At 39.6% G+C, this 20,847-nt stretch carries 22 protein-coding genes; 15 read left to right on the top strand and 7 right to left on the bottom strand.

Features of this window, described 5'->3' with window-relative positions:
* Window positions 1-43 precede the first annotated feature (43 nt).
* The 3 genes from M3610_RS11375 to M3610_RS27975 all read left to right on the top strand — a co-directional run bounded on the left by M3610_RS11375 (window position 44) and on the right by M3610_RS27975 (window position 2,956).
* Entirely contained in the window at window positions 44-1,189 is a 1,146-nt protein-coding gene (locus M3610_RS11375; RefSeq protein ID WP_251459251.1) for a DEAD/DEAH box helicase, read from the top strand.
* Between the two features lie 108 nt (window positions 1,190-1,297).
* Complete coding sequence (locus M3610_RS11370; RefSeq protein WP_251459249.1) at window positions 1,298-2,776, top strand: amidase family protein; 1,479 nt, start codon at window positions 1,298-1,300, stop codon at window positions 2,774-2,776.
* A 45-nt stretch (window positions 2,777-2,821) separates the two neighbouring features.
* Window positions 2,822-2,956 (top strand): hypothetical protein, encoded by a 135-nt coding sequence (locus M3610_RS27975; RefSeq protein ID WP_257148580.1) that lies wholly within the window; start codon window positions 2,822-2,824, stop codon window positions 2,954-2,956.
* A 136-nt stretch (window positions 2,957-3,092) separates the two neighbouring features.
* Here the strand turns inward: M3610_RS27975 and M3610_RS11365 are convergent, their stop codons facing one another.
* The 4 genes from M3610_RS11365 to M3610_RS11350 form a co-directional block, all read right to left on the bottom strand.
* On the bottom strand, window positions 3,093-4,622 hold the full coding sequence (locus M3610_RS11365; RefSeq protein ID WP_251459247.1) for an FAD-dependent oxidoreductase: 1,530 nt from the start codon (window positions 4,620-4,622) through the stop codon (window positions 3,093-3,095).
* 67 nt (window positions 4,623-4,689) lie between these two features.
* Window positions 4,690-4,896, bottom strand: a complete 207-nt coding sequence (locus tag M3610_RS11360) for a hypothetical protein (RefSeq protein WP_251459245.1) — start codon at window positions 4,894-4,896, stop codon at window positions 4,690-4,692.
* A gap of 37 nt (window positions 4,897-4,933) precedes the next feature.
* On the bottom strand, window positions 4,934-5,080 hold the full coding sequence (locus M3610_RS11355) for a hypothetical protein (protein ID WP_251459243.1): 147 nt from the start codon (window positions 5,078-5,080) through the stop codon (window positions 4,934-4,936).
* Window positions 5,081-5,174: 94 nt separating this feature from the next.
* Window positions 5,175-5,549: a DUF1360 domain-containing protein gene (locus tag M3610_RS11350; protein WP_098575717.1), complete on the bottom strand. Its 375-nt coding sequence runs from the start codon at window positions 5,547-5,549 to the stop codon at window positions 5,175-5,177.
* Between the two features lie 107 nt (window positions 5,550-5,656).
* On the opposite strand from M3610_RS11350, the gene safA reads away from it, so the two are divergent.
* From safA to M3610_RS11290, 12 genes are all read left to right on the top strand, one after another.
* Window positions 5,657-6,271 carry a SafA/ExsA family spore coat assembly protein gene (gene safA / locus M3610_RS11345; RefSeq protein WP_098575716.1) on the top strand — a complete coding sequence of 205 codons (615 nt, stop codon included), beginning with the start codon at window positions 5,657-5,659 and terminating at the stop codon, window positions 6,269-6,271.
* 150 nt (window positions 6,272-6,421) lie between these two features.
* The gene (locus tag M3610_RS11340) at window positions 6,422-6,769 is read left to right on the top strand and encodes a lmo0954 family membrane protein (RefSeq protein ID WP_098575715.1); all 348 of its coding nucleotides are present in this window, start codon (window positions 6,422-6,424) and stop codon (window positions 6,767-6,769) included.
* Window positions 6,770-6,790: 21 nt separating this feature from the next.
* Window positions 6,791-7,435, top strand: coding sequence for a PspA/IM30 family protein (locus tag M3610_RS11335; RefSeq protein ID WP_098575714.1), 645 nt, complete (start codon window positions 6,791-6,793; stop codon window positions 7,433-7,435).
* A gap of 138 nt (window positions 7,436-7,573) precedes the next feature.
* Window positions 7,574-8,308, top strand: coding sequence for a cell wall-active antibiotics response protein LiaF (gene liaF / locus M3610_RS11330; RefSeq protein WP_098575713.1), 735 nt, complete (start codon window positions 7,574-7,576; stop codon window positions 8,306-8,308).
* A complete protein-coding gene (locus M3610_RS11325) occupies window positions 8,305-9,360 on the top strand; it encodes a sensor histidine kinase (RefSeq protein WP_098575712.1) in 1,056 nt (351 codons plus the stop codon). Before liaF ends, M3610_RS11325 begins: the two co-directional genes overlap by 4 nt.
* Window positions 9,353-9,985, top strand: a complete 633-nt coding sequence (locus M3610_RS11320) for a response regulator transcription factor (protein ID WP_098575711.1) — start codon at window positions 9,353-9,355, stop codon at window positions 9,983-9,985. The genes M3610_RS11325 and M3610_RS11320 overlap by 8 nt, the downstream gene beginning before the upstream one ends.
* Before the next feature lie 142 nt (window positions 9,986-10,127).
* Window positions 10,128-10,979, top strand: coding sequence for an iron uptake system protein EfeO (gene efeO, locus M3610_RS11315; RefSeq protein ID WP_098575710.1), 852 nt, complete (start codon window positions 10,128-10,130; stop codon window positions 10,977-10,979).
* The gene (gene efeB / locus M3610_RS11310) at window positions 10,980-12,272 is read left to right on the top strand and encodes an iron uptake transporter deferrochelatase/peroxidase subunit (protein ID WP_251459241.1); all 1,293 of its coding nucleotides are present in this window, start codon (window positions 10,980-10,982) and stop codon (window positions 12,270-12,272) included.
* A gap of 32 nt (window positions 12,273-12,304) precedes the next feature.
* Window positions 12,305-14,059, top strand: a complete 1,755-nt coding sequence (locus M3610_RS11305; protein ID WP_251459239.1) for an FTR1 family iron permease — start codon at window positions 12,305-12,307, stop codon at window positions 14,057-14,059.
* A gap of 105 nt (window positions 14,060-14,164) precedes the next feature.
* Entirely contained in the window at window positions 14,165-15,499 is a 1,335-nt protein-coding gene (locus M3610_RS11300; protein WP_098575707.1) for a polysaccharide biosynthesis protein, read from the top strand.
* A 95-nt stretch (window positions 15,500-15,594) separates the two neighbouring features.
* Window positions 15,595-16,113 (top strand): RNA polymerase sigma factor, encoded by a 519-nt coding sequence (locus M3610_RS11295; RefSeq protein WP_251459237.1) that lies wholly within the window; start codon window positions 15,595-15,597, stop codon window positions 16,111-16,113.
* 38 nt (window positions 16,114-16,151) lie between these two features.
* A complete protein-coding gene (locus M3610_RS11290; protein ID WP_251459235.1) occupies window positions 16,152-17,894 on the top strand; it encodes an aromatic amino acid hydroxylase in 1,743 nt (580 codons plus the stop codon).
* 71 nt (window positions 17,895-17,965) lie between these two features.
* Here M3610_RS11290 and M3610_RS11285 read toward each other — a convergent pair whose 3' ends face one another.
* From M3610_RS11285 to M3610_RS11275, 3 genes are all read right to left on the bottom strand, one after another.
* The gene (locus M3610_RS11285; protein WP_251459233.1) at window positions 17,966-18,601 is read right to left on the bottom strand and encodes a Bax inhibitor-1/YccA family protein; all 636 of its coding nucleotides are present in this window, start codon (window positions 18,599-18,601) and stop codon (window positions 17,966-17,968) included.
* A 49-nt stretch (window positions 18,602-18,650) separates the two neighbouring features.
* Window positions 18,651-19,040 (bottom strand): large-conductance mechanosensitive channel protein MscL, encoded by a 390-nt coding sequence (gene mscL / locus M3610_RS11280; protein ID WP_098575703.1) that lies wholly within the window; start codon window positions 19,038-19,040, stop codon window positions 18,651-18,653.
* 437 nt (window positions 19,041-19,477) lie between these two features.
* Window positions 19,478-20,710, bottom strand: coding sequence for an aminopeptidase (locus M3610_RS11275; RefSeq protein ID WP_098575702.1), 1,233 nt, complete (start codon window positions 20,708-20,710; stop codon window positions 19,478-19,480).
* Between the last annotated feature and the right edge of the window lie 137 nt (window positions 20,711-20,847).

The raw sequence follows: 20,847 nt of genomic DNA, 5'->3' as shown, positions 1-20,847 counted from the left end.
AAGACAAATAATAAGAAAAATGATTTTATAAAAGGAGTACACTATGTTAAATACTTTAAAACCATACTTGCAGGCAGCATGGGAAAAGTCAGGATTTCAACAGCCGACTTCCATTCAAGAAGCGGCCATTCCGATGATTCTCGAAGGCAAGGATTTAATTGCCGAGTCACCGACAGGTACTGGTAAGACGCTTGCTTATCTCCTGCCATTATTACATAAAATGGATCCTAGTTTACAATCCCTCCAAGCTATTGTATTAGCTTCATCACAAGAGTTGGTGATGCAGGTTTATCAAGAATTTCAAAAGTGGTCTGAAGGCAGTGGAATCAGAGGCACTTCCATCATTGGCGGAGCCAATATGAAACGGCAGCTTGAGAAATTAAAGAAACGCCCTCATGTCATATTTGCTACACCTGGCCGTTTACTAGAACTAATCAAACAGAAAAAAGTGAAAATGCATGAAGTAAAAATAGTCGTTCTCGATGAAGGAGATCAATTACTCATTCACGAACATCTTAGTACTGTTCAAAATATTGTGAGATCAACAATGAGCGACCGCCAAGTGGTCTTGTTTTCAGCAACAATGAAACCGGCGACAGAGAAATTAGCCAAAGAAATGACGAAGGACCCAGAAATTCTTCGCATTGAAAAGGATGAACTTGCGTCTTCTGGGGAAGTGGAGCATATTTATTTTTCCTGTGAGCCAAGAGACAAGATTAAGCTTCTTGAAAAAATCACACGTTTAGAAAATAGTAAATCGCTTGCTTTTATTAATGATATTGGCGAAATTGAAGTATTTAAAGAAAAATTACATTTTAAAGAGCTATCCATTGGAATCTTGCATAGCGACATGAAGAAGCTCGAACGACAAGCTGCATTAAAGTCTTTCCGTGATGGAAAAATGAGCATGTTGATTGCAACGGATGTAGCGGCAAGAGGACTTGATATCCAAGGAGTTACTCACGTGGTTAATATCGATTCTCCAAAGGATATCTCACAGTATGTGCACCGAGCGGGACGAACAGGCAGAATGGGTGCGAATGGGATTGTTATCTCGCTTGTTACCGAGAGGGAAGAACGAGAATTGAAACAGTATTGCCGTGAATTAAAGGTCCCGGTTAATAAGAGAGTTTTTTACAAAGGACTTATCGCTGAAGAGGGACAAAGGGAACACAAACTAAGAAGATGATAGTCGGCAATGGCAGTGGAGTAAAATCCACTGTCATTTTTTTATAAGAAAGGACTTTCAATTCTATTGCTTGAATAGTTAAGAAGAAGAAACGGAGGAGAACAACCCATGGAAAATCCGAAATTAAAAAAAATGGCTGAAGAGTGGCTTGAAGAAGCAACTATCACACAGATCCAAGAAAAATTTGCGCAAGGGGAGCTTACATCGAAAGAGCTTGTCTTGATGTATCTAGATAGAATCGCTAAGTATGACAAACATTTGCATTCCATCCTTGAAGTGAATCCTGATGCATTGCAGATAGCTGAAGCGCTCGATAGCGAACGAAACGAAAAAGGACCTCGCAGTCCATTGCATGGAATTCCGATCTTACTAAAAGATAACATTGATACTCACGATAAAATGCATACAAGCGCGGGGTCTCTTGCCTTAAAAGATTCAATTGCCCTCCATGATTCATTTGTGACAGAACAATTACGCAGAGCTGGAGCAGTCATTCTTGGTAAGACAAATATGACTGAATGGGCAAATTTCATGGCAATCGGGATGAAAAGCGGGTATAGTTCACGAGGCGGACAGGTTTTAAATCCATATGGACCAAGCAAGTTTGATGTAGGTGGTTCTAGCTCAGGTTCAGGAGCAGCCGTTGCCGCTAACTTTGCCACAGTAGCGGTTGGAACGGAAACATCTGGATCCATCTTAAATCCTGCTTGTCAAAATTCCTTGGTAGGAATCAAGCCGACAGTGGGTCTTATCAGCAGACGAGGGATTATTCCAATTGCACACTCCCAGGACACAGCTGGTCCAATGGCTAGAACAGTGGAAGATGCTGCAATTCTTCTAACGGCACTAAGTGGAAGCGATAAGAAAGATCCCATTACCACAACAAATCCATTTGCTCAAAAAGACTTTTCCAAACATCTATTGACGCATGGACTAAGCGGGAAAAGAATAGGCATAGCCCTAGAAGGCTTTATCGAGTTATTAAGTGAAGAAAAACAAAAGGTGATTCTTGCAGCGGTTGATAAATTAAAAACCACTGGTGCTATCGTGATTGATAACATTGAAATTCCATCTGCCAAAGCCGCTTGGAAGTATGATGTTTTAACCTATGAATTTAAACCAGATCTTAATGCGTATTTAAACAGCCTCCATCCATTGATACCTATTAGAAATATAACAGACCTTATTGATTTTAATAAGAACAATGAGGAGAAAATGCTCGAATACGGTCAGGCAGTCCTGATCGAGTCTGAAGAAACAAGTGGCTCGTTAACAGAAGCTGCTTATTTTAACGCATTGGAGTTTGACCTTTATCATTCGAAAAACCAGGGAATTGATTTTGCCTTAGAAACATCCAACCTTGATGTGATTGTTTTCCCAAGTGAAGAAGGCTCTCATATTAGTGCAAAAGCGGGTTATCCATCCATTGCTGTTCCAGCTGGTTATACAGCAGAAGGGGAGCCAGTCGGGATTACATTTGCAGGAACGGCCTACAGTGAGCCTCTTTTAATCGAAGTCGCTTATGCATTTGAACAAATGACTAAATTTAGAAAAGCGCCGATCTTGAAAAAGAATAAGACTATTTAGTTTCACTCATACTATCAATGTATTTCTCAAAAAGGAGCTGGTAGTATGGGAAGACAGAAGCTAGGTAATCAAAATGCACAACGAAATAATAATCGCAAAAAGCAAATGAGAGATAGTGAAGAGCTGGTTGAATTCACAACTGGTGAAGAAGTAAAACACAATCGTCCAAATAGTAAGTAATAAACGGCGCCTCCTTCACATGAGAAGAGAGGCGCTTTTTTGTTTGATAAGAAAGTGTAAGTTTTTGAACTTAGATTAAGATCTAGCTCCAGGTCATACGCCGCTGTACAGGGCGCTTGTGCTTTCTTAGATAAACTCACTCTTCAGCAAGTAATTTTAGTGCTTTTTTAGCAGGTCCCTCGATCACGTCGCCTGAATATGCATACCGTGAACCGTGACAAGGACAATCCCATGTTTTTTCCGCATGGTTCCATTCACATTCACAGCCAAGATGGGTGCAGGTAGTATCAACAATATAAAGTTTACCTTTTTCGTCCTTATAGGCACCCGCTCTTTTTCCGTTATACATCACAACAGAACCTTCGCCATCCGACAGATCGTCCGGATCTCCTGGAACAATTTCAAGCTTGCCCTTAATTAGATGTTTGGCAACGTCGATATTAGTGGTGGCAATACTTTTTAAATCCGGGTCAGCATGGAATCGGGACGGTGAATAAAGCTCTTTGTACGGATTCTCGTTGTTTAACACATAATCGGCTAATAAACGGCCAGCCATGGTTCCTGTTGTCATCCCCCATTTTTTAAATCCCGTAGCCACTAAAATATGCTCCCGCTCAGAAGTAATTGGACCAATATATGGCAGCTTGTCCAATGTAACTAAATCCTGTGCAGACCAGCGGTAATCATATTCCTTAATCCCAAAAACCTCTTCTGCAAATGCTTCAAGATTTTCAAAATGCGCAATCGTATCAATACCTTGGCCGGTTTTATGGTTTTCACCGCCAATTATAATGAGGTTTTCCCCGTTAACTGGTGTATAACGAATCGAACGGGATGGACTATCCGCGCTAATATACATGCCGCCAGGATATTCTTTGTCTGTTTTAATTCCAATCGCATAAGACCGGTCGGCATACATTCGTGCAAAATAAAGACCTGGCAAATCGTAAAATGGGAAATGAGAGGCAATAATCACTTTAATGCAATTTACCTTTAAACCAGATTTGGTAACAACCCTTGACTGTTGTTCATCATCTTCAATGTCAGTAGCGGTTGTATTTTCAAACACCATACAACCGGCTTTCACGGCTTCATCCAAGAGGACTTTTAAATATTTTAGTGGATGAAACTGGGCCTGATTTTGCATCATCAAGGCTGCTTTCACTTCGATATTGAATGGAATCGTATCTTTTAATGCTCCATCAATACCAAGACGTTTATATGCTTCCCACTCCGTGACCAGCTTTTCTTTATATTCATCCGTGACCGCATAAATATAAGCATCTTGTTTGCTAAAATCACAATCAATTCCTTTTTCATTTACATTATTTTCAACAAATTTTATAGCGTTCATATGTGATTCGAAATAAATCCTGGCCTTTTCTTCTCCGAAATGGTTAATAAATTCGTCATAAATTAAATCATGTTGGGCGGTAATCTTTGCAGTTGTATGACCAGTTGTACCATTCAAAACACTGCCGGCCTCTAATAATGCGACCTTGACGCCTTCCTTTGCAAGTAAATAAGCAGCTGTAATCCCTGTAATCCCCGCTCCAACAATGGCCACATCGACAGATATATCTTCAGTTAAATTCTTAAAAGTTGGTAATTCTATTTCACGCCAATACGTTTTTGGGAATTGTGGAATTTTTTCAGATGAACTCATATATACTCCTCCAGCCTAAAAAATGACATCATAATTAATTTTCCCAAAGGAGTTAAAATACATGTAATCAAGGAAAGATTTTCTTAAAATAAGGCTGTGTTAAACTTGTCTGTTGATTTCCGTTCCAGGCGCTTCGCTTTCCGCGGGCGTTGCGGGGAGCCTCCTCGGCGCTTTCAGCACCTGCGGGGTCTCCCCAGCCCCGTACTCCCGCAGGAGTCTTCGCGCCCTCCACTCCAATCAACAGTGTGCCAAAATTAACATTATCCTTTAACACAGCCTTACATAAAAAGAACCCAGCGTATGCAGGGTTCCTATTCCTCTTTGTCAAATTCCAATGGATCAATTCGGGTAGAGTCTTCGGTATTTAATGAACTTCTAAGGAAGTAGAAGAATGTACCTCCTATACAACCAAGTAATATAAATAAACCAATCGTTGTGACCCACCAAATTGCTGCCATTGTATTCCCCCTTTGAAAAGCGAAAGAGATGATTGTCTTAAGCTTTTCTAAAAATATATGCAAAAGGGGGGAGGATTTTTCCAACGAATTTCACTTAGTCTTTTTTCTTAAGTGAAGCATAATAGTCCACTTTTTTGATATTTACACCGACAAAGGTTTCAATAATCGACTGGCCGCCGGCAATCGATAAAATTAAGATGACCACAAAGGTAATCCGGGGAAAGAGTAAATAGGCTCCCCCAAGTAAAATGGCACTCCAAACACCTGCACACCAATAACATTTCAATAAATAACCGAACATCGATGTCGGAACTTCCTTTGTTTCTACGCCGGCGTCTGTTTCCACCTTGATTTTCTTAACAAAAGGTTTACGGATAAATTCGGTAATCTTATCAAAGACAATTAAATGGGTTAAACGATAACTCGCTAAAATTAACATTATATATGTCATCCATGAAATTTCCTTCACTTTTAATCCTCCATAATGTAGACCAAATTTAAATGAATCAAAATTTTTTAATCCATTGTATATTTTGAGCTTGAAATCAAGATTATATATTCGGAGGAGGCGAAAAAATGAAAAAATCTTTTTGGTTTAGTTTACTGTTTTTATTATCGCTATTTTGTCTTCCAAGTGTGTCTTTTGCCCAGCAAATCTACACTGTTCAGCCGGGTGACACACTTTGGAAAATCGCAGTCAGGTATCAAGTTGGGATTTCTGAGATTATTTCTGCCAATCGGCAATTTCCGAATCCGAATTTGATCTATCCAGGTCAAAAGGTAACCATTCCTAGCTTCGATTCTGTCAAGAGCATTGAAAGTCAGGTCATTCAGTTAACCAATCAGGAACGTTCGAAAAATGGATTAAAAGCGTTGACTCCAGATTGGGAACTGTCAAGGGTGGCTCGTTACAAAGCCAATGATATGAGAGATAAGAACTATTTCAGTCATACCAGTCCAACATATGGCAGTCCATTTGATATGATGAAAAACTTTGGAATTTCCTATCGTTCAGCTGCTGAAAACATTGCAGCAGGGCAAACAACACCTGCATCAGTTGTCCAAGCATGGATGAACAGCTCTGGTCATAGAGCCAATATATTAAGTACGAAATCAACCTATATTGGAGTTGGCTACGCTCAAGGCGGCTCTTCAAGACACTATTGGGTTCAGATGTTTATCTCTAAATAAGCTTAAAAGGGTCAGTATCTTAAGCATTTCGCTTAAGGACTGACCCTTTCTACGTCTTAGGACCGAGATAAAAATCAAGCTAAGGCGCAATTATGACAAACAATGAAAAGAGGTAAGATGATATCAAGATAAAGAAAGGAGAAAAATAAAATGAAAAAATTTGGTTTATTGTTAGCAGGTGGAATTTCAGCAGTGATCTTGCTTTCAACCATTGGTCCAATGCTGGGGTTACTCGTAAGCTTGGTACTCCTCTACTTCATATTCAAACAGTTCTTAAAAGCAAAATCTACAGGTGGAAAAATCGGGCTTGGCATGATCGGCCTCATCGTTCTATTGGCCTCTATTCATAATGCCCCAGCCCTCATAGGAGTGGCTGCAGCTTATGTATTATACCTTGTTTATAAAAAATGGAACCAAAATAAGGAAACTGCCGTAAAGGAAGAGTCTGACCCATTTGTTAATTTTGAAAAACAATGGAATGAACTGAAAAATTATTAAGATTAAAAGGAGAGAATACAAATGACAAACTTATTTACAAGAATTAAAAATACGATTACAGCAGATTTACACGAGGCACTTGATCAAAAAGATAAAAAAAATCCGATTGCATTATTGAATCAATACCTGCGACAATGTGAACAAGAAACGGAGAAAGTTAGAAAGTTGTTAGAACGTCAATATACATTGAAGGATGAATTTACGAGAGAATACCAGCAGGCAGCCCAGTTAGCTGAAAAAAGAAAATACCAGGCGGATGTAGCTTCTAAGGCTGGGGAAACAGAGCTTTATCAGTTTGCCTCTTCAGAGTTTGAGCAATATGCGGACCGTGCAACACGATTAAGTGTATCGCTTGAACAAGTAAAAGGGCAACTAGTAGACTTAGAAAGAAAATATGAAGAAATGAAGCACAAAATCAAGGATATGCACCTAAGAAGGATGGAATTAATGGGCCGTGAAAATGTGACACGTGCGAACCACCAAATCAACCAAGTGCTTGATGCAAATACTTATTCAGATAAATCCTATTCAAAGTTTAAAGAGATTGAGAACTATCTTGACCGTTTGGAACATCAAGTGAATAGTTCGTTTTATCGTAATACCATTGATGCTCGGATCGCTCAGTTAGAAAAAGAAATGAAATTAGAAGAAAGCAAGTCCATTTAATTACAAATATGGTATGCTAAAAGAAAAGCGGTGGCGCGCTGCACATGGGCGCAAGGATAAAAGGCGTAGGCTTTCTGCGCCTTTTGTCCATACATTAAATTAAATGATGAGCCAGATATTTATAAGGGAGGGTGGGCCATGTTTAAAAATACCAAAAATGATTATTTAGGCTGGATGTTCATCATTGGTGCAATCATTCTAGTCATGGAAATATTATTTTTCAACAGCGGGCTTATTTTTTCCCTTATCATATCTGGCGGCATGATTTTTCTCGGCCGCAAGCGTGCTGGGAAAAAAAGAGGAAAGTTTCTTTTTATCGGCGGAATTATCTTTTTTGTAATTAGTATCTTTCACATGATAACGTTTAGGTTCTTTTTGCTTGCCATATTACTGCATTTTTTAATTCAGTTTATTAATTCAAAAAAACATCCTAAAAAGATTACACCGGAAATCATCCAGGAGGAGGAAACCACGGAACAAGAAACTCTGATTAAAACAGAGCCATTATTTGAAAATATTGTTCTTGGTCAACAGAAGACCCCTACTGGTGCTTATAAATGGAATGATGTAAACATCCAGGCAGGAATTGGCGATACCATCATTGATCTTAGTTTTACGATGCTTCCAAAAGGGGAAACCGTTATCTTTATACGAAATCTCGTCGGGAATATTCAAATCCTTGTTCCTTATGATATTGAAGTAAGTATCCACCACTCCTGCATAGTAGGTTCAACAAGTGTTTTCGAGCACCATGACTCGAAACTTTTCAATCGGGTCTTACACGTAAAGACACCTGGATATGAGGCAGCCGAGCACAAAGTAAAAATATTTACCTCGCTCGTTGCCGGAAATTTAGAGGTGAGCCGGATATGAGCACAACCCAGCGCCAAATTTTCTGGAGTGTCGGCTTTTCCTTTTTTATTGCGATCATTATCGGTGCCATTTTTATCTTTGTTTTTCCATTGGGCAGTTGGGCAGAATTGTGGAGTAAACAGTTCATGAATATTCCCTTTGTTATCTTTATCCCTGCTTTTAGTATTGCGGTCGGAATACTTTTAGGTGCGTTCTCTGGGATGTATTGGAGAAAGCAGTTTCTCTCGGTTGAACATTCCTTGCATTTATTAGAGGAAGGGAAACAGATAGAAGTGAAGGAGAAGCCAGTGATCTCGGAAATGCAACTGATTGCCAACCGAATAGACAAAATCGGTAAACAGATGTCAGAGCAGGCTAAACTTTCTCAGCGCTTAGCCACCGAGAAGGTAGAGGACTTAGAAGGAAGAATACAAGAAATAATTGAACAAGAACGGAACCGTCTAGCCCGTGAGCTTCACGATTCTGTCAGTCAGCAATTATTTGCTGCTTCGATGATGATGTCAGCCATCAACGAAACCAAGCAGCAATCACCACTAGAAAATGACCGTGAAGCAAAGCAATTGAAAATTGTAGAGGAAATGATTCACCAATCACAGTTAGAAATGCGGGCCCTTCTTTTACATTTGCGTCCTGTTGCCTTGAAGAATAAAACACTCCAAGAAGGAATTGAAGAGCTGTTAATCGAATTATCTCAAAAGGTTGAAATGGATATTAAATGGAAAACGGAGGCCTTTCCCTTGGATAAAGGTGTGGAAGATCATCTTTTCCGAATTCTGCAAGAATCTATATCAAATACGTTAAGACATTCGAAAGCAAGCTTGCTCGAAGTTCTAATGGTTAAAAGGGATGATTTAGTCATCCTAAGAATTGTAGATGATGGAATTGGTTTTGATGTTAATGAGATGAAGGCAGGCTCCTATGGAATGCAAAATATGCATGAGCGTGCTGTTGAAGTAGGCGGTACGTTAAAAGTAGTTAGTGTAAAAAATCAAGGAACAAGGCTGGAAGTAAAGATTCCGGTGATGATTAATGGAGATGGTGCCAATGATTAGAGTAGTATTTGTTGATGATCATGAGATGGTAAGAATCGGGGTTTCTTCTTATTTATCTGCACAGCCAGATATTGAGGTAGTAGGAGAAGCGGACGATGGAACAAAAGGTGTAGAACTTGCCCTCGAACTTCGCCCTGATATTATCTTAATGGATTTAGTTATGAAGGAAATGGACGGGATTGAAGCAACGAGGCGAATCATTGAAAAATGGCCTGAAGCAAAAATCATCATCGTAACCAGTTTCTTGGATGATGAAAAAGTATATCCTGCACTAGAGGCTGGAGCCACAAGCTATATGCTTAAGACATCTAAAGCTGGTGAAATAGCCAATGCAGTCCGCGCTACATACCACGGACAATCGGTCCTTGAACCGGAAGTTACTGGTAAAATGATGGTGAAAATGCGTCAAAAGAATACCCATCTGCCACACGAAGACCTTACCTCTCGTGAAATTGAAATATTATTATTAATGGCCGAAGGCAAAACCAACCAAGATATTGCGGATGAATTGTTTATTGCCCTCAAAACCGTCAAAACCCATGTCAGCAATATTTTGAGCAAGCTCAACGTACAGGACCGAACGCAAGCAGTCATCTATGCATTTAAGCATTCATTAATTAAATAAATCCCGAAGGCTTTCCGAAATGGAAGGTCTTTTTTTTTATAAAAATGCAAAAATTTAATTGAAAAGGTTTCTCATTTATTGTTATGATATAAATGCAAATGAAAATGATTATCATTATTATAGATACCGGAGGATTACATACATGAAACTATTAAAAGTGTCAGGCACCCTAATTTTATCTAGCAGTCTTCTATTTGGATGTTCAAACAATACAGAGGAAACTTCAACAAAAGAAAAGGTAAAGGAAAAAGCTGTTACAAGTGAGGCTTCGCTTTCTGGGGTCACTGATGATTACAGGGCATATGCCATAGGGGAAATTGAAGAATTTGTTAAGGCAACAGATGCCTTTACAGCCGCTGTTAAAAAGGGAGAAATCGAACAAGCGAAAGCTCTGTATGGACCAGCGCGGATGCACTATGAGCGCGCTGAACCAATTGCGGAAGTGTTCGGTGACCTTGACCCGAAAATTGATGCACGAGAAGGCGATGTTCCTGAAGCGGAATGGGGCGGATACCACCGGATTGAAAAAGGTCTTTGGATCGATAAAACCACTAAAGGATATGAGCAGTACGCGGAGCAGTTAATGAAAGATGTTAATCTCCTGCGTGCCAAGGTAGATACCGTTGAAGTGACACCAGAATTATTGATAACTGGCGCTGTTGACCTATTAAATGAGGTATCCACTTCAAAAGTAACAGGCGAAGAGGATCGTTATTCTCATACTGATTTATATGATTTTGCTGCCAATGTGGAGGGAGCAGAAAAGATTTATCAATTGCTTAATCCGGCATTAACGAAAAAAGATGCGGACGTTTCAAAAGAAATTCAAGCCCGGTTTGATGATGTGTACAGTTTATTGAACCAGCACAAAAAGGGAGATGGCTACAAACTCTACACAGAACTATCAAAGGACCAAGTAAAAGAACTAAGTCAGGCGATTGATGCACTAGCAGAACCACTCTCACAAATAGGACTTGTTACGGAGGCGTCTTAATTGGCAAAGAATACAAACATCATCGATGAATCTTCAGTAATCGGAAAAAAGATTTCGCGAAGGGATATCCTTAAAACGGCCGGTGTTGGTGGTGTCGGAGTGATACTGGGTGCATCTGGATTAGGAGGATTGCTTTCTATTTCGGAAAGCAAAGCTACCACTAAAGAAGCCCACGATATCGTTCCCTTTTATGGAAAACATCAAAGTGGAATCACCACAAAAACGCAAAACCATGTGTATTTTGTTTCCTTGGATGTAACCACCTCGAAAAAAGAAGAGCTGGTTCAATTATTCAAGGATTGGACAAAGGCTGCTGGCCTATTAACTGAAGGAAAAGCAGTCGGAGATCTTTCGAGTAATGAGTTTCTCCCGCCAAAAGATACAGGGGAGGCAGCTGGGTTATCTGCTTCTAATTTAACGGTTACATTTGGAGTTGGTCCTAGTTTGTTTGTAAAGGACAATCTCGACAGATTCGGTCTAAAACATAAGCAGCCAAAAGAATTAGTGGATCTGCCTAAATTTCCGCTTGATGCGTTGGAAGACGAATGGACTGGTGGGGACCTGTGTATTCAAGCCTGTGCGGATGATTTGCAAGTTGCCTTTCACGCAGTGAGGAATTTGATTCGAATTGCAAGAGGAAAGGCGATCTTACGCTGGGCGCAAACAGGGTTTCAACGCACGAAACAAGCAGATCCAAAAAATGAAACACCAAGGAACTTGTTTGGTTTTAAAGATGGCACAGCCAATCCTGATGTAAACAATGAAGAACAAATGAATAAACAGGTTTGGGTTCAGCCTGGAGATGGCCCTAATTGGTTAGCGAATGGAAGTTATCTTGTCGTCCGAAGAATTCAAATGTTTATTGAAGTGTGGGATCGTACAACACTAAAAGATCAAGAAAATACCTTTGGCCGCTATCGTGAAAACGGTGCACCAATTGGGCAAAAAAGTGAATTTGAAAAACTTAATTTGAAGCAAAAAAATGAAAAAGGCGAATATAGTATCCCAGCGGACTCGCATACACGTGTATCCCATGGGGACGGTTCACAACAAATTCTGCGCAGGGCCTATTCCTATTCAGATGGAATGGACCTGAAGACCGGCAGCTTTGATGCAGGCTTGTTGTTCTTATGTTTCCAACGTGCTCCTAGTAAACAATTTATTCCGATACAAAATAGATTGGCCATGATGGATAAATTGAATGAATATATTTCCCATAGAGGAAGTGCCATCTTTGCTTGTTTACCAGGAACGAAATCAGGTGGCTTTATAGGTGAAACACTTTTTAACTAGAGTTTTCCCCATTATAGAGGAGAGAGAGACACATGTTACGATTTAAAACAAAAAGTATATCTATATTAATTCTAATGATGCTCTTCGTTTTTTTTCAAACCGTTCATCCAGCGAAAGCGGAAGTAAATCATGATGAACTTTTCGTTCTTATTGGTGATAGTTTAATGAAAGCCAAGGATGGAGACCAATCAACCGTTTCGAAAAATATGGAACAGTTTGCAAACGAATGGAAAGCGATTAAGAACACGGATAGTGAACAGGCTAAAAAGGTTGAGCAAGCACTTCAAGAGGTTCAAAGCTTACTAACCGAAGGGAATCTAGAAAAGGACGTTCTGTCAAAAAGCCTTTCGTCTCTCTCAAGTGCGGTAGTTCTCTATGACCAAGAACAAAATCCACAAGATAAAGAAAAAGGAAAAGAACAAGTAAAACAGATGACACCGCTCATCTCCGCATTAAAGAAATCGATTGAGGACGGGAATCAAGCAGTATTGAAAACTCAATATGAAACCTTGCTAAATAAATGGAATAGTTCGGAAAAAATTGTCCATGATGAGAGCATTGCTACCTACGGCAGTATCGAGAAATACATGGCTTTAATTCGAATCGCGATAACCCAGAGTCCGGTCGATTTAGACAAGGCGAAAACAAATATCGAGAAGCTATCAAGTGAAGTGGAAAATTTCTTAGCAGGGAAGGTTTCTAAACAGGTTCAAAGTGATTATACACTATCGGATCTCTCTACATTATTAAGTAAGGCAGAATCACAGATTTCACAAAAAAACTATAATAGTGCTGCTGACCAGTTAAATGAAGTCCTAAACGTATGGCCAATGGTTGAAGGAGATGTTCAGACGAGGGATAGTAAACTGTATAGTGATCTTGAAACCAAAATACCTACAGCTATTAGTCTCTTAAGTTCTGCTAAAGTCGATGGTCTAAAAGCAGAGGAGATTGTAACAGAAATAAATTCACGTCTTGCACCGTTAATTAGTAAAACTGATTATTCTTTATGGGATGCGGCATTAATTTTGCTGCGCGAAGGGTTAGAAGGGCTATTAATCGTCGCCACATTGCTTGCCTTTTTGAAGAAAATGGGTCAGGGTGCAAAACAGAAATGGATCTGGGCGGGTGTTGGCGCAGGTATCCTAGCAAGTGCAGTATTAGCCATTATTATTAATATTGTATTTTCAAGTATCGTTGCAGCTTCCAGCCGAGAATATATAGAGGGAATTACTGGAGTTGTTGCTGTGATCATGATGTTAACAGTTGGAGCATGGCTCCATAATAAATCCAGTATTGGGAACTGGAACAAATACATCAATCAACAAATGGAACAAGCCATTGCCAAAGGAAGTTTAGTTTCTTTTGCTTTCATTAGTTTTCTGTCTGTGTTCCGTGAAGGAGCAGAAACCATCATTTTCTATACAGGAATTACCCCATACATTAGTATGCAGCAATTGTTATTGGGTGTGATCCTGGCAGTGGGAATCCTGGCCATTGTTGGGTTCGCCATTATTTACTACAGTGTAAAAATACCGATTCGCTTTTTCTTTAAAGCAGCAACTATTCTTATTTATATTTTAGCCTTTAAAATTCTCGGTATTAGTATCCACGCACTGCAGATTTCGGATGTTTTGTCAACAAGCACCGTGCATCAGCTTCCGTCTATTGATTGGATTGGTTTATATCCAACTTTGGAAACAACAATTACCCAGTTATTATTAGTCATCGTCATTGTGGGGTTAACTTGGATGATTAAAAAAAGAACAGTCATTACTAACATTTAAAAGGGCCTTAGGTCCTTTTTTCGTTACTCTAAAAATTTTCTCCTACTAATCAAAGAACTTGTCTCATAAGTTTATAGAAGTGAGATTAGTATGGAGGAGAAAAAATTGAGGATTTATTATAAGGGTATATTCTTTTTAGCTGCCGCTGCTTTTTTAGGGGAAGGTATTGAAGTTTTAGTAAATATGATTCTTGCTCGAGAATTAGGACCACACGGGCTAGGACTGTATATGTCCATTTTGCCATCGATATTCTTCATTGTATTACTAGCAAGCTTTGAGTTGCCTGTATCAATTTCAAAATTTATTGCAGAAAGGGAAGACCGTTATCACCGTAATATCCTTCATCATGCTATTTCGATTACGATTGTATTCTCTGCTGTCCTTTTTTTAGCAGCTACAGTGATCATTCCGTTTATTCCTGTGTTTGATAAATACCACCCATATGTTAGATGGCTCGTTTTGATCTTAATTCCAATCATTTCCTTCACGTCTGTCGCGAGGGGATATTTTATGGGCAAGCAACAAATGGGGAAAATAGCAGTCTCTAATTTTTTAAGGAAAACTATTCAACTCGCGGGGTTGTTTCTCCTCTTTCGTTTGTTTGCCTTTGATACGTCTGAGTCATTGTTAATCGCAATTGGTACATTTATTGGCAGCGAGATTGTTGTGTTCCTATATTTATTTTACATGTTTATTATCCAATTCCAACAATTGAAACGACAACCGTTTTCTAATATGAAGCGCAAGGTAGTGCAAAAGAATTTAATGGCAGTATCGATTCCAACCACGGGTCTTCGGTTGTTTTCAGCATTCACTGGTGCCATACAGCCCTTTATCATTAAGTCAGCGTTGGTTCGTTCTGGCATGAGCGAAACAGTAGCGACCGAGCAATTTGGGCTGCTGATGGGGGTAGCCATGTCAATTGGCTTTTTCCCTGCATTTATTGCCCATTCTCTTATGGTTGTTCTAATTCCGGCTGTATCCAAGACTTACTCTCAGGGTGATTATCAAAAGCTCCAAAAAATGCTTCGACAGGTGATGAAGCTCACCTTTGTATACGGGGTCGCAGCTGTAGCTATTTTCTACTTTTTTGCACCAGAGTTAACTTCGCTATTTTTTAAATCAGAAACACCAGCTGTATTTTTACAATTACTCTGGCCATTTTTCTTATTTCACTTCTTTATCATGCCAATGCAGGCCTTTTTATTTGGACTTAATCTACTTAAAGAGACCTTTATTCATATCATTTGGTCGACCATCATCTCCTTTGCACTCATTCTTCTGCTTGCCGCCATGCCGGAATGGAGAATGAACGGGGTTATTATTGGCATGAATACAGGTGCTGTTTTGTTAGCGCTTATGCATTATATAACCATTTGTAAAAAAATCGGAATCAGTTTATTTATGCAGAGGCTCATTCAAAATCCTACTGAAAGATAAATTTAGAGAAAATTACTTCAGAACTGTAGGGGGTTCCACTTTCCACTCCGTCTATTAATATGAAAAGTTATTTTTCAACATGGAGGTTTAGGAAAATGAAAAATGAATGTACCCCATCATTTGAAAAAGTGGTCATGGAATACGGTAGAGCCATTTATAAATATATTTTATCATTGGTGAAGCATAAAGAACTTGCTGAGGACATCTATCAGGAGGTATTACTCTCTGCATATTTAGCATATCCTTCAATAAAGGAACAATCCAAATTTAAAGGATGGTTATTTACGATTGCCATCAATAAATGCCGTGACTATTGGCGGAAAGAAAATAAATCAAAGCAATTTTGGAGGGAAGAAGTTTATTCCTATTCAGCCTCACTCGAACCAACCGTTATCCCGGAAGAGGAAGTGTTACATAAATTCTCTGCAGCACAAATGGCTGAAAAGGTTAACCTCTTACCAGAAATCTATAGATATCCTATTTATTTATATTACTATAAAGATTTTTCTCTCGTCGAAATTGCGAAGAAAAGTAACCTTCCCATGTCTACGGTTAAAACAAGGATGAGAAGGGCGAAGGAAAGACTCCGGCCAAAAATGCAGTCACTGGCATGATACCAGTAAAATATTCTTTGAGAAGGAGAATGTTCATCATGACTGGAAAAGGGGCAAAAAGAGGCCAGGCGCATTTGCAGCCATATATTTCAAAACAGTATTACCATCGCTATACACCCATTGATCATGCGGTGTGGCGGTTTGTCATGAAGCAAAATCATTACTTTTTAAAGGATATTGCCCATCCCGCTTATGTAAATGGCCTGAGAGATTCAGGTATTAAAACCGAATCCATTCCAAAGGTCGATGATATGAATAGGAGCCTAGCCAAAGTTGGATGGGGGGCTGTAACGATTGATGGTCTAATTCCTGGTTCTGTCTTTTATGGCTTTCTCGCAAGTGGCCTTTTACCGATTGCAACAGAAATAAGAAATATCCAAAACATTGCTTATACCCCTGCACCGGATATGATTCATGAGGCGGCCGGACATGCGCCAATTTTATTGGATAAATCTTATCGGGAATTTGTAAGGAAAATTGGTGAGATGGGGGCAAAAGCACTCGCTAGTAAAGAAAAACTGGAGGTATTTAAAGCCGTCCGCCATTTAACGATTGTTGCAGAAGATCCTCATTCGCCCCCTGAAAAAGTGAAAGAGGCAGAAAGGCTTGTGGCAGAAGCGAGGAAAAAGGTGAAGGGACTATCTGAATCAGATATGGTTTCAAGGCTTTTCTGGTGGACGGTGGAATATGGCTTGGTAGGTGACTTGAACAATCCGAAGATCTACGGAGCTGGTTTGCTTTCATCTGTTGGTGAGAGTCAAAGCTGTCTAGCCGATGATGTGAAGAAGATTCCATTTTCAGTTGAAGAATGCATTAAGACACCATATGATGTCACGAAGCCGCAGCCGCAATTATTTGTCTGTAAAGATTTTGATGAATTAGCAGCGGCAATTGATCATTTTGCTTCGACGATGGCCTTTAAGAAAGGCGGGACGGAAAGCCTTGATAAAGCCTTGCAATCTGATAATCTTGCAACATTTGTTTTCTCTTCTGGCTTGCAAGTGACTGGTACCTTGGCAACAATATGGAAGGATGACAAGGGAGAGGCTGTTTATATCAGAACCATAGGGCCGACTGCGCTATCTTTTGACCATTACGAATTAAATGGTCATGGCAAAGATACACATCATAAAGGCTTTGGAACACCAATAGGCAGTCTTGAAGGAAAGATAGCATTAGAGAATTGTTCGCTGTCTCAATTAAAGGATTTAGGTATAATTGAGGGCAGCAAAGCCGTATTGAAATTTGAAAGCGGTGTCAATGTGAAGGGGATTGTGAAGTCAATTTTGATGTCAGCAGGAAATCCTATCTTAATCTCTTTTCAGGATTGCCAAGTAACTTATCAGGGGCAAATTCTTTTTGAGCCATCATGGGGGATATATGATATGGCGGTTGGCGCAGCAATAACGTCTGTGTATGCAGGTGCAGCAGATCCAGATAAATTCTTTGAATGGCCAATAAATGATACTGATAGTCTGGTAGATGCAGAAGTTCAACGACTGAATGAACTTGAAAGCCTTTATGCAGAAATTCGCAGTCTCCGTGAGGGAACGGAATGGAATAAACAGTGTTGGACCAGATTGGAAAAAGTAATAGAGACCCTAGATCAAAAATATCCAAATGAGTGGTTATTGAGACTCGAAATACTCGAAATCTATAAGTTGCAAAATAGCAGCCATCCTAACGTTAAAATTATTTCGGAACTATTAGGAAACAAAACTTGGGGAAAATCAGTTAATCAGGTGATTCAACGCGGGTTCACTTTAATCAATAATAGTTAAAGGAAAAGGAGCTTGGGAATCCAAGCTCTTTTCTTATGCTGTCTAGCTCCAGCTCTCTTGCGCTTTTCTATTTAGTCCTTGCTGGAAAGAATTCCAAAAATGCGCAGGATGCTTATAAATAGGTTAATAAAGTTCAAGTACAAGTTTAATGCCATCAATGGTACTTCTTCCGGTCTGACCCCATAATGCTTCATGCGATTGAAGTCAAACAGAACATACCCGCTAAATACGATTACTCCGATGATGGAGAATGCAAGCATTGCGGTTGAGCCTAATGGGAAGAAAATATTATAAATGGAAATAACCACTAAGGCGAGTAAAGCAGCAAGAAGGAATCCGCCTAAGAAGGAAAAGTTCTGTTTTGATTTTGTTGCATAAATAGCAACACCAGTAAAAACTACGGTTGTACTAGCAAATGCCATGACAACAATATTTGCTCCTGCAGCAGCTGTGTAATAGGCTACGATAGGGAAAAGCGTAATTCCAGATATAAACGTAAAGAGATATAGGAAGGAATAAGAAATAGCCTTCTTACGTCTGAAAAAGAATGCAATCATGAGCATGACAAATTCTAGTATCGCTAGCGGCATAAATAAACTATCTGGTACAAATACACCTGCCATTGTGCCCAAGAAAGCAATCGCAAGGGAAAGGGCAAAAGTTCGTATAACAGAAGGTAAAAATTCAGTAGATGTTTGTGAATACAATTTTTTCACCTCGAAAATTATTTGTTACTTAACATATACGATTAATGGGTCAAGATGTTTCATTTTTTCTGAAAAAATCTTTATCTTCTTTTAGAAGATCGCGAATCTCTGCTAACAATTCTACAGTTGGGTCCGCTTTTACTACAACTTCAGCTGGTTCTTCTTTCTTTTTAAAGCGGTTGATAAATTTCACAAATAGGAAAATTGAAAACGAGATAATTAAGAAATCGACTACTGTTTGAATAAATTTTCCATACGCTAACGTGCCATAGGCAAGCTTAGAAAAATCGACTACTCCGATGATTAATCCAACTAAGGGCATAATAATATCGGCGACAAGAGATGAGACAATTTTTCCAAACGCCCCGCCGATAATAACACCCACAGCTAAATCAATAACATTGCCTTTCATGGCAAATTGTTTAAATTCATTCCACATAAGATCGTCCTCCTACCAGTTTATTTGTTAATTATTTATTCTAACTCTTAATCATCTATAATGGCAATTTCGAGCTCGATATGTCCGAATAATTAAATCAATTGGATAATATAAAAAAAGAGCAGGTGATCCTGCTCTTAAATTTTCTGAACTTAGATTACTGTCTAGCTCCAGCGCCCTAGCGACTAGTGTCCTTCGCTCTCCGCCCTACGATAAGTCAACATCGAATCGCCTCCGGCTCTTCGTGTTGTCTAGCTACAGCGCCTAGGGGCTCGGGGTCATAAGCCAATCCGTCAAGAAGGTTAAAGAGCAACCTTCTCGCCGACTCGTCTTATGCCTGTCGCCCCTGGGCAAGGCGCTTCCGCTTTTCTGCTTTCCTTTATCTCAGTTGGAGCGCTCCAGGCCATACGCCGCTGAACAGGGCGCTTACGCTTTTATTAGAAAGCCCAATTTCCGCCTCTAAACACAGGTTCTGTTTTGCCATCTGCGGTGATTCCATCGATGTCCATCTCAGTGGAGCCAATCATGAAATCGACGTGGGTGATACTTTCATTCAGACCGTGCTCTTTCAATTCTTCAGAAGACATTTTCTTACCGCCCTCGATACAGAAGGCATAGGCACTGCCGATTGCTAAATGGTTTGAGGCATTCTCATCAAATAATGTATTAAAGAAAAGGACATTTGATAGGGAAATTGGTGAATTATATGGTACAAGTGCAACCTCACCAAGGTAATGGGAGCCCTCATCGGTATCAACAAGGCGCTTAAGAATCTCTTCACCTTCTTCTGCTTTTACGCCAACAATTTTTCCATTTTCAAACGTAATCGAAAAACGGTCAATAATATTGCCACCATAGCTTAAAGGTTTTGTACTGGCAACTGTACCATTCACACCTGTTCGATAAGGTACAGTGAACACTTCCTCGGTCGGCATGTTTGCCATAAACTCGAAGCCATTTTCGTTAACACTGCCTGCGCCCACCCAGATGTGTTTTTCAGGAAGTTCAATCGTTAAGTCTGTACCAGGCGCTGTGTAATGAAGCTTTTGGTATCGTTTTTCATTTAAATAATGAACTTTTTCATGAAGAGTTTCATCATGTTTCTTCCAAGCTTCTACTGGATTTTCAACATCTGCACGTACTGCTTTAAAAATCGCATCCCAAAGCTTATTGACTTGGTTTTCAACAGGCTCATCAGGGAATACTTTTGCAGCCCATTCAGGGGACGCAGCGGCGATAACCGTCCAACTCACCTTATCGGATTGTACGGCTTTCCGATAATTTGCCAAGGCTGTTCCGGCAGCTTTATTAAAGTTAGAAATTCGTTCTGGATTCACACCTTTTAACAAATCTGGGCTAGTAGAAATAACTGACATAAAGGCTGCACCCTTAGCTGCTAGGTCTTCCATTTCTTTGGCACGCCAAACAGGATACTCAAGGAATGCATCATCTGGAGCCAAGTCATATTTTGTTCTCGTCACAGTATCGTCGTTCCAGTTGACGATGACATTTTGTGCACCTGTTTCGTAGGCCTTTTTAACAATTAGACGAACAAAATTCGCTGCATCTAATGTAGCATTAACGACTAGAGTTTGACCTTTCTGAACATTTACCCCAACCTTAACAGCTAGTTCAGCATATTTTTCAAGTGTTTTTTGAAATTCACTCATATGTACGTCTCCTTTTTTTCTGAATCTTCCTATATTTTAGCGTTTTTAATTTGAAAAAGAAACTATTACCAATTAAGCAAATGGGCACCTAAAAAAACAGTAAAGATTTTCATCCTTACTGCATTTTGCTGCCGTAT

The organism is Neobacillus sp. MER 74 (assembly GCF_023714155.1).
The sequence above is the reverse complement of the archived record's forward strand: the minus strand, read 5'-3'. Positions and strand labels throughout refer to the sequence as shown.

Excerpts from the sequence above, each read along its gene's own strand:
- M3610_RS11375 (WP_251459251.1), top strand. The coding sequence starts at position 44 with ATGTTAAATACTTTAAAACCATACTTGCAGGCAGCATGGGAAAAGTCA.
- M3610_RS11370 (WP_251459249.1), top strand. The coding sequence starts at position 1,298 with ATGGAAAATCCGAAATTAAAAAAAATGGCTGAAGAGTGGCTTGAAGAA.
- M3610_RS27975 (WP_257148580.1), top strand. The coding sequence starts at position 2,822 with ATGGGAAGACAGAAGCTAGGTAATCAAAATGCACAACGAAATAATAAT.
- M3610_RS11365 (WP_251459247.1), bottom strand. The coding sequence starts at position 4,622 with ATGAGTTCATCTGAAAAAATTCCACAATTCCCAAAAACGTATTGGCGT.
- M3610_RS11355 (WP_251459243.1), bottom strand. The coding sequence starts at position 5,080 with ATGGCAGCAATTTGGTGGGTCACAACGATTGGTTTATTTATATTACTT.
- safA (WP_098575716.1), top strand. The coding sequence starts at position 5,657 with ATGAAAAAATCTTTTTGGTTTAGTTTACTGTTTTTATTATCGCTATTT.
- M3610_RS11340 (WP_098575715.1), top strand. The coding sequence starts at position 6,422 with ATGAAAAAATTTGGTTTATTGTTAGCAGGTGGAATTTCAGCAGTGATC.
- M3610_RS11335 (WP_098575714.1), top strand. The coding sequence starts at position 6,791 with ATGACAAACTTATTTACAAGAATTAAAAATACGATTACAGCAGATTTA.
- liaF (WP_098575713.1), top strand. The coding sequence starts at position 7,574 with ATGTTTAAAAATACCAAAAATGATTATTTAGGCTGGATGTTCATCATT.
- M3610_RS11325 (WP_098575712.1), top strand. The coding sequence starts at position 8,305 with ATGAGCACAACCCAGCGCCAAATTTTCTGGAGTGTCGGCTTTTCCTTT.
- M3610_RS11320 (WP_098575711.1), top strand. The coding sequence starts at position 9,353 with ATGATTAGAGTAGTATTTGTTGATGATCATGAGATGGTAAGAATCGGG.
- efeO (WP_098575710.1), top strand. The coding sequence starts at position 10,128 with ATGAAACTATTAAAAGTGTCAGGCACCCTAATTTTATCTAGCAGTCTT.
- M3610_RS11305 (WP_251459239.1), top strand. The coding sequence starts at position 12,305 with ATGTTACGATTTAAAACAAAAAGTATATCTATATTAATTCTAATGATG.
- M3610_RS11295 (WP_251459237.1), top strand. The coding sequence starts at position 15,595 with ATGAAAAATGAATGTACCCCATCATTTGAAAAAGTGGTCATGGAATAC.
- M3610_RS11290 (WP_251459235.1), top strand. The coding sequence starts at position 16,152 with ATGACTGGAAAAGGGGCAAAAAGAGGCCAGGCGCATTTGCAGCCATAT.
- mscL (WP_098575703.1), bottom strand. The coding sequence starts at position 19,040 with ATGTGGAATGAATTTAAACAATTTGCCATGAAAGGCAATGTTATTGAT.
- M3610_RS11275 (WP_098575702.1), bottom strand. The coding sequence starts at position 20,710 with ATGAGTGAATTTCAAAAAACACTTGAAAAATATGCTGAACTAGCTGTT.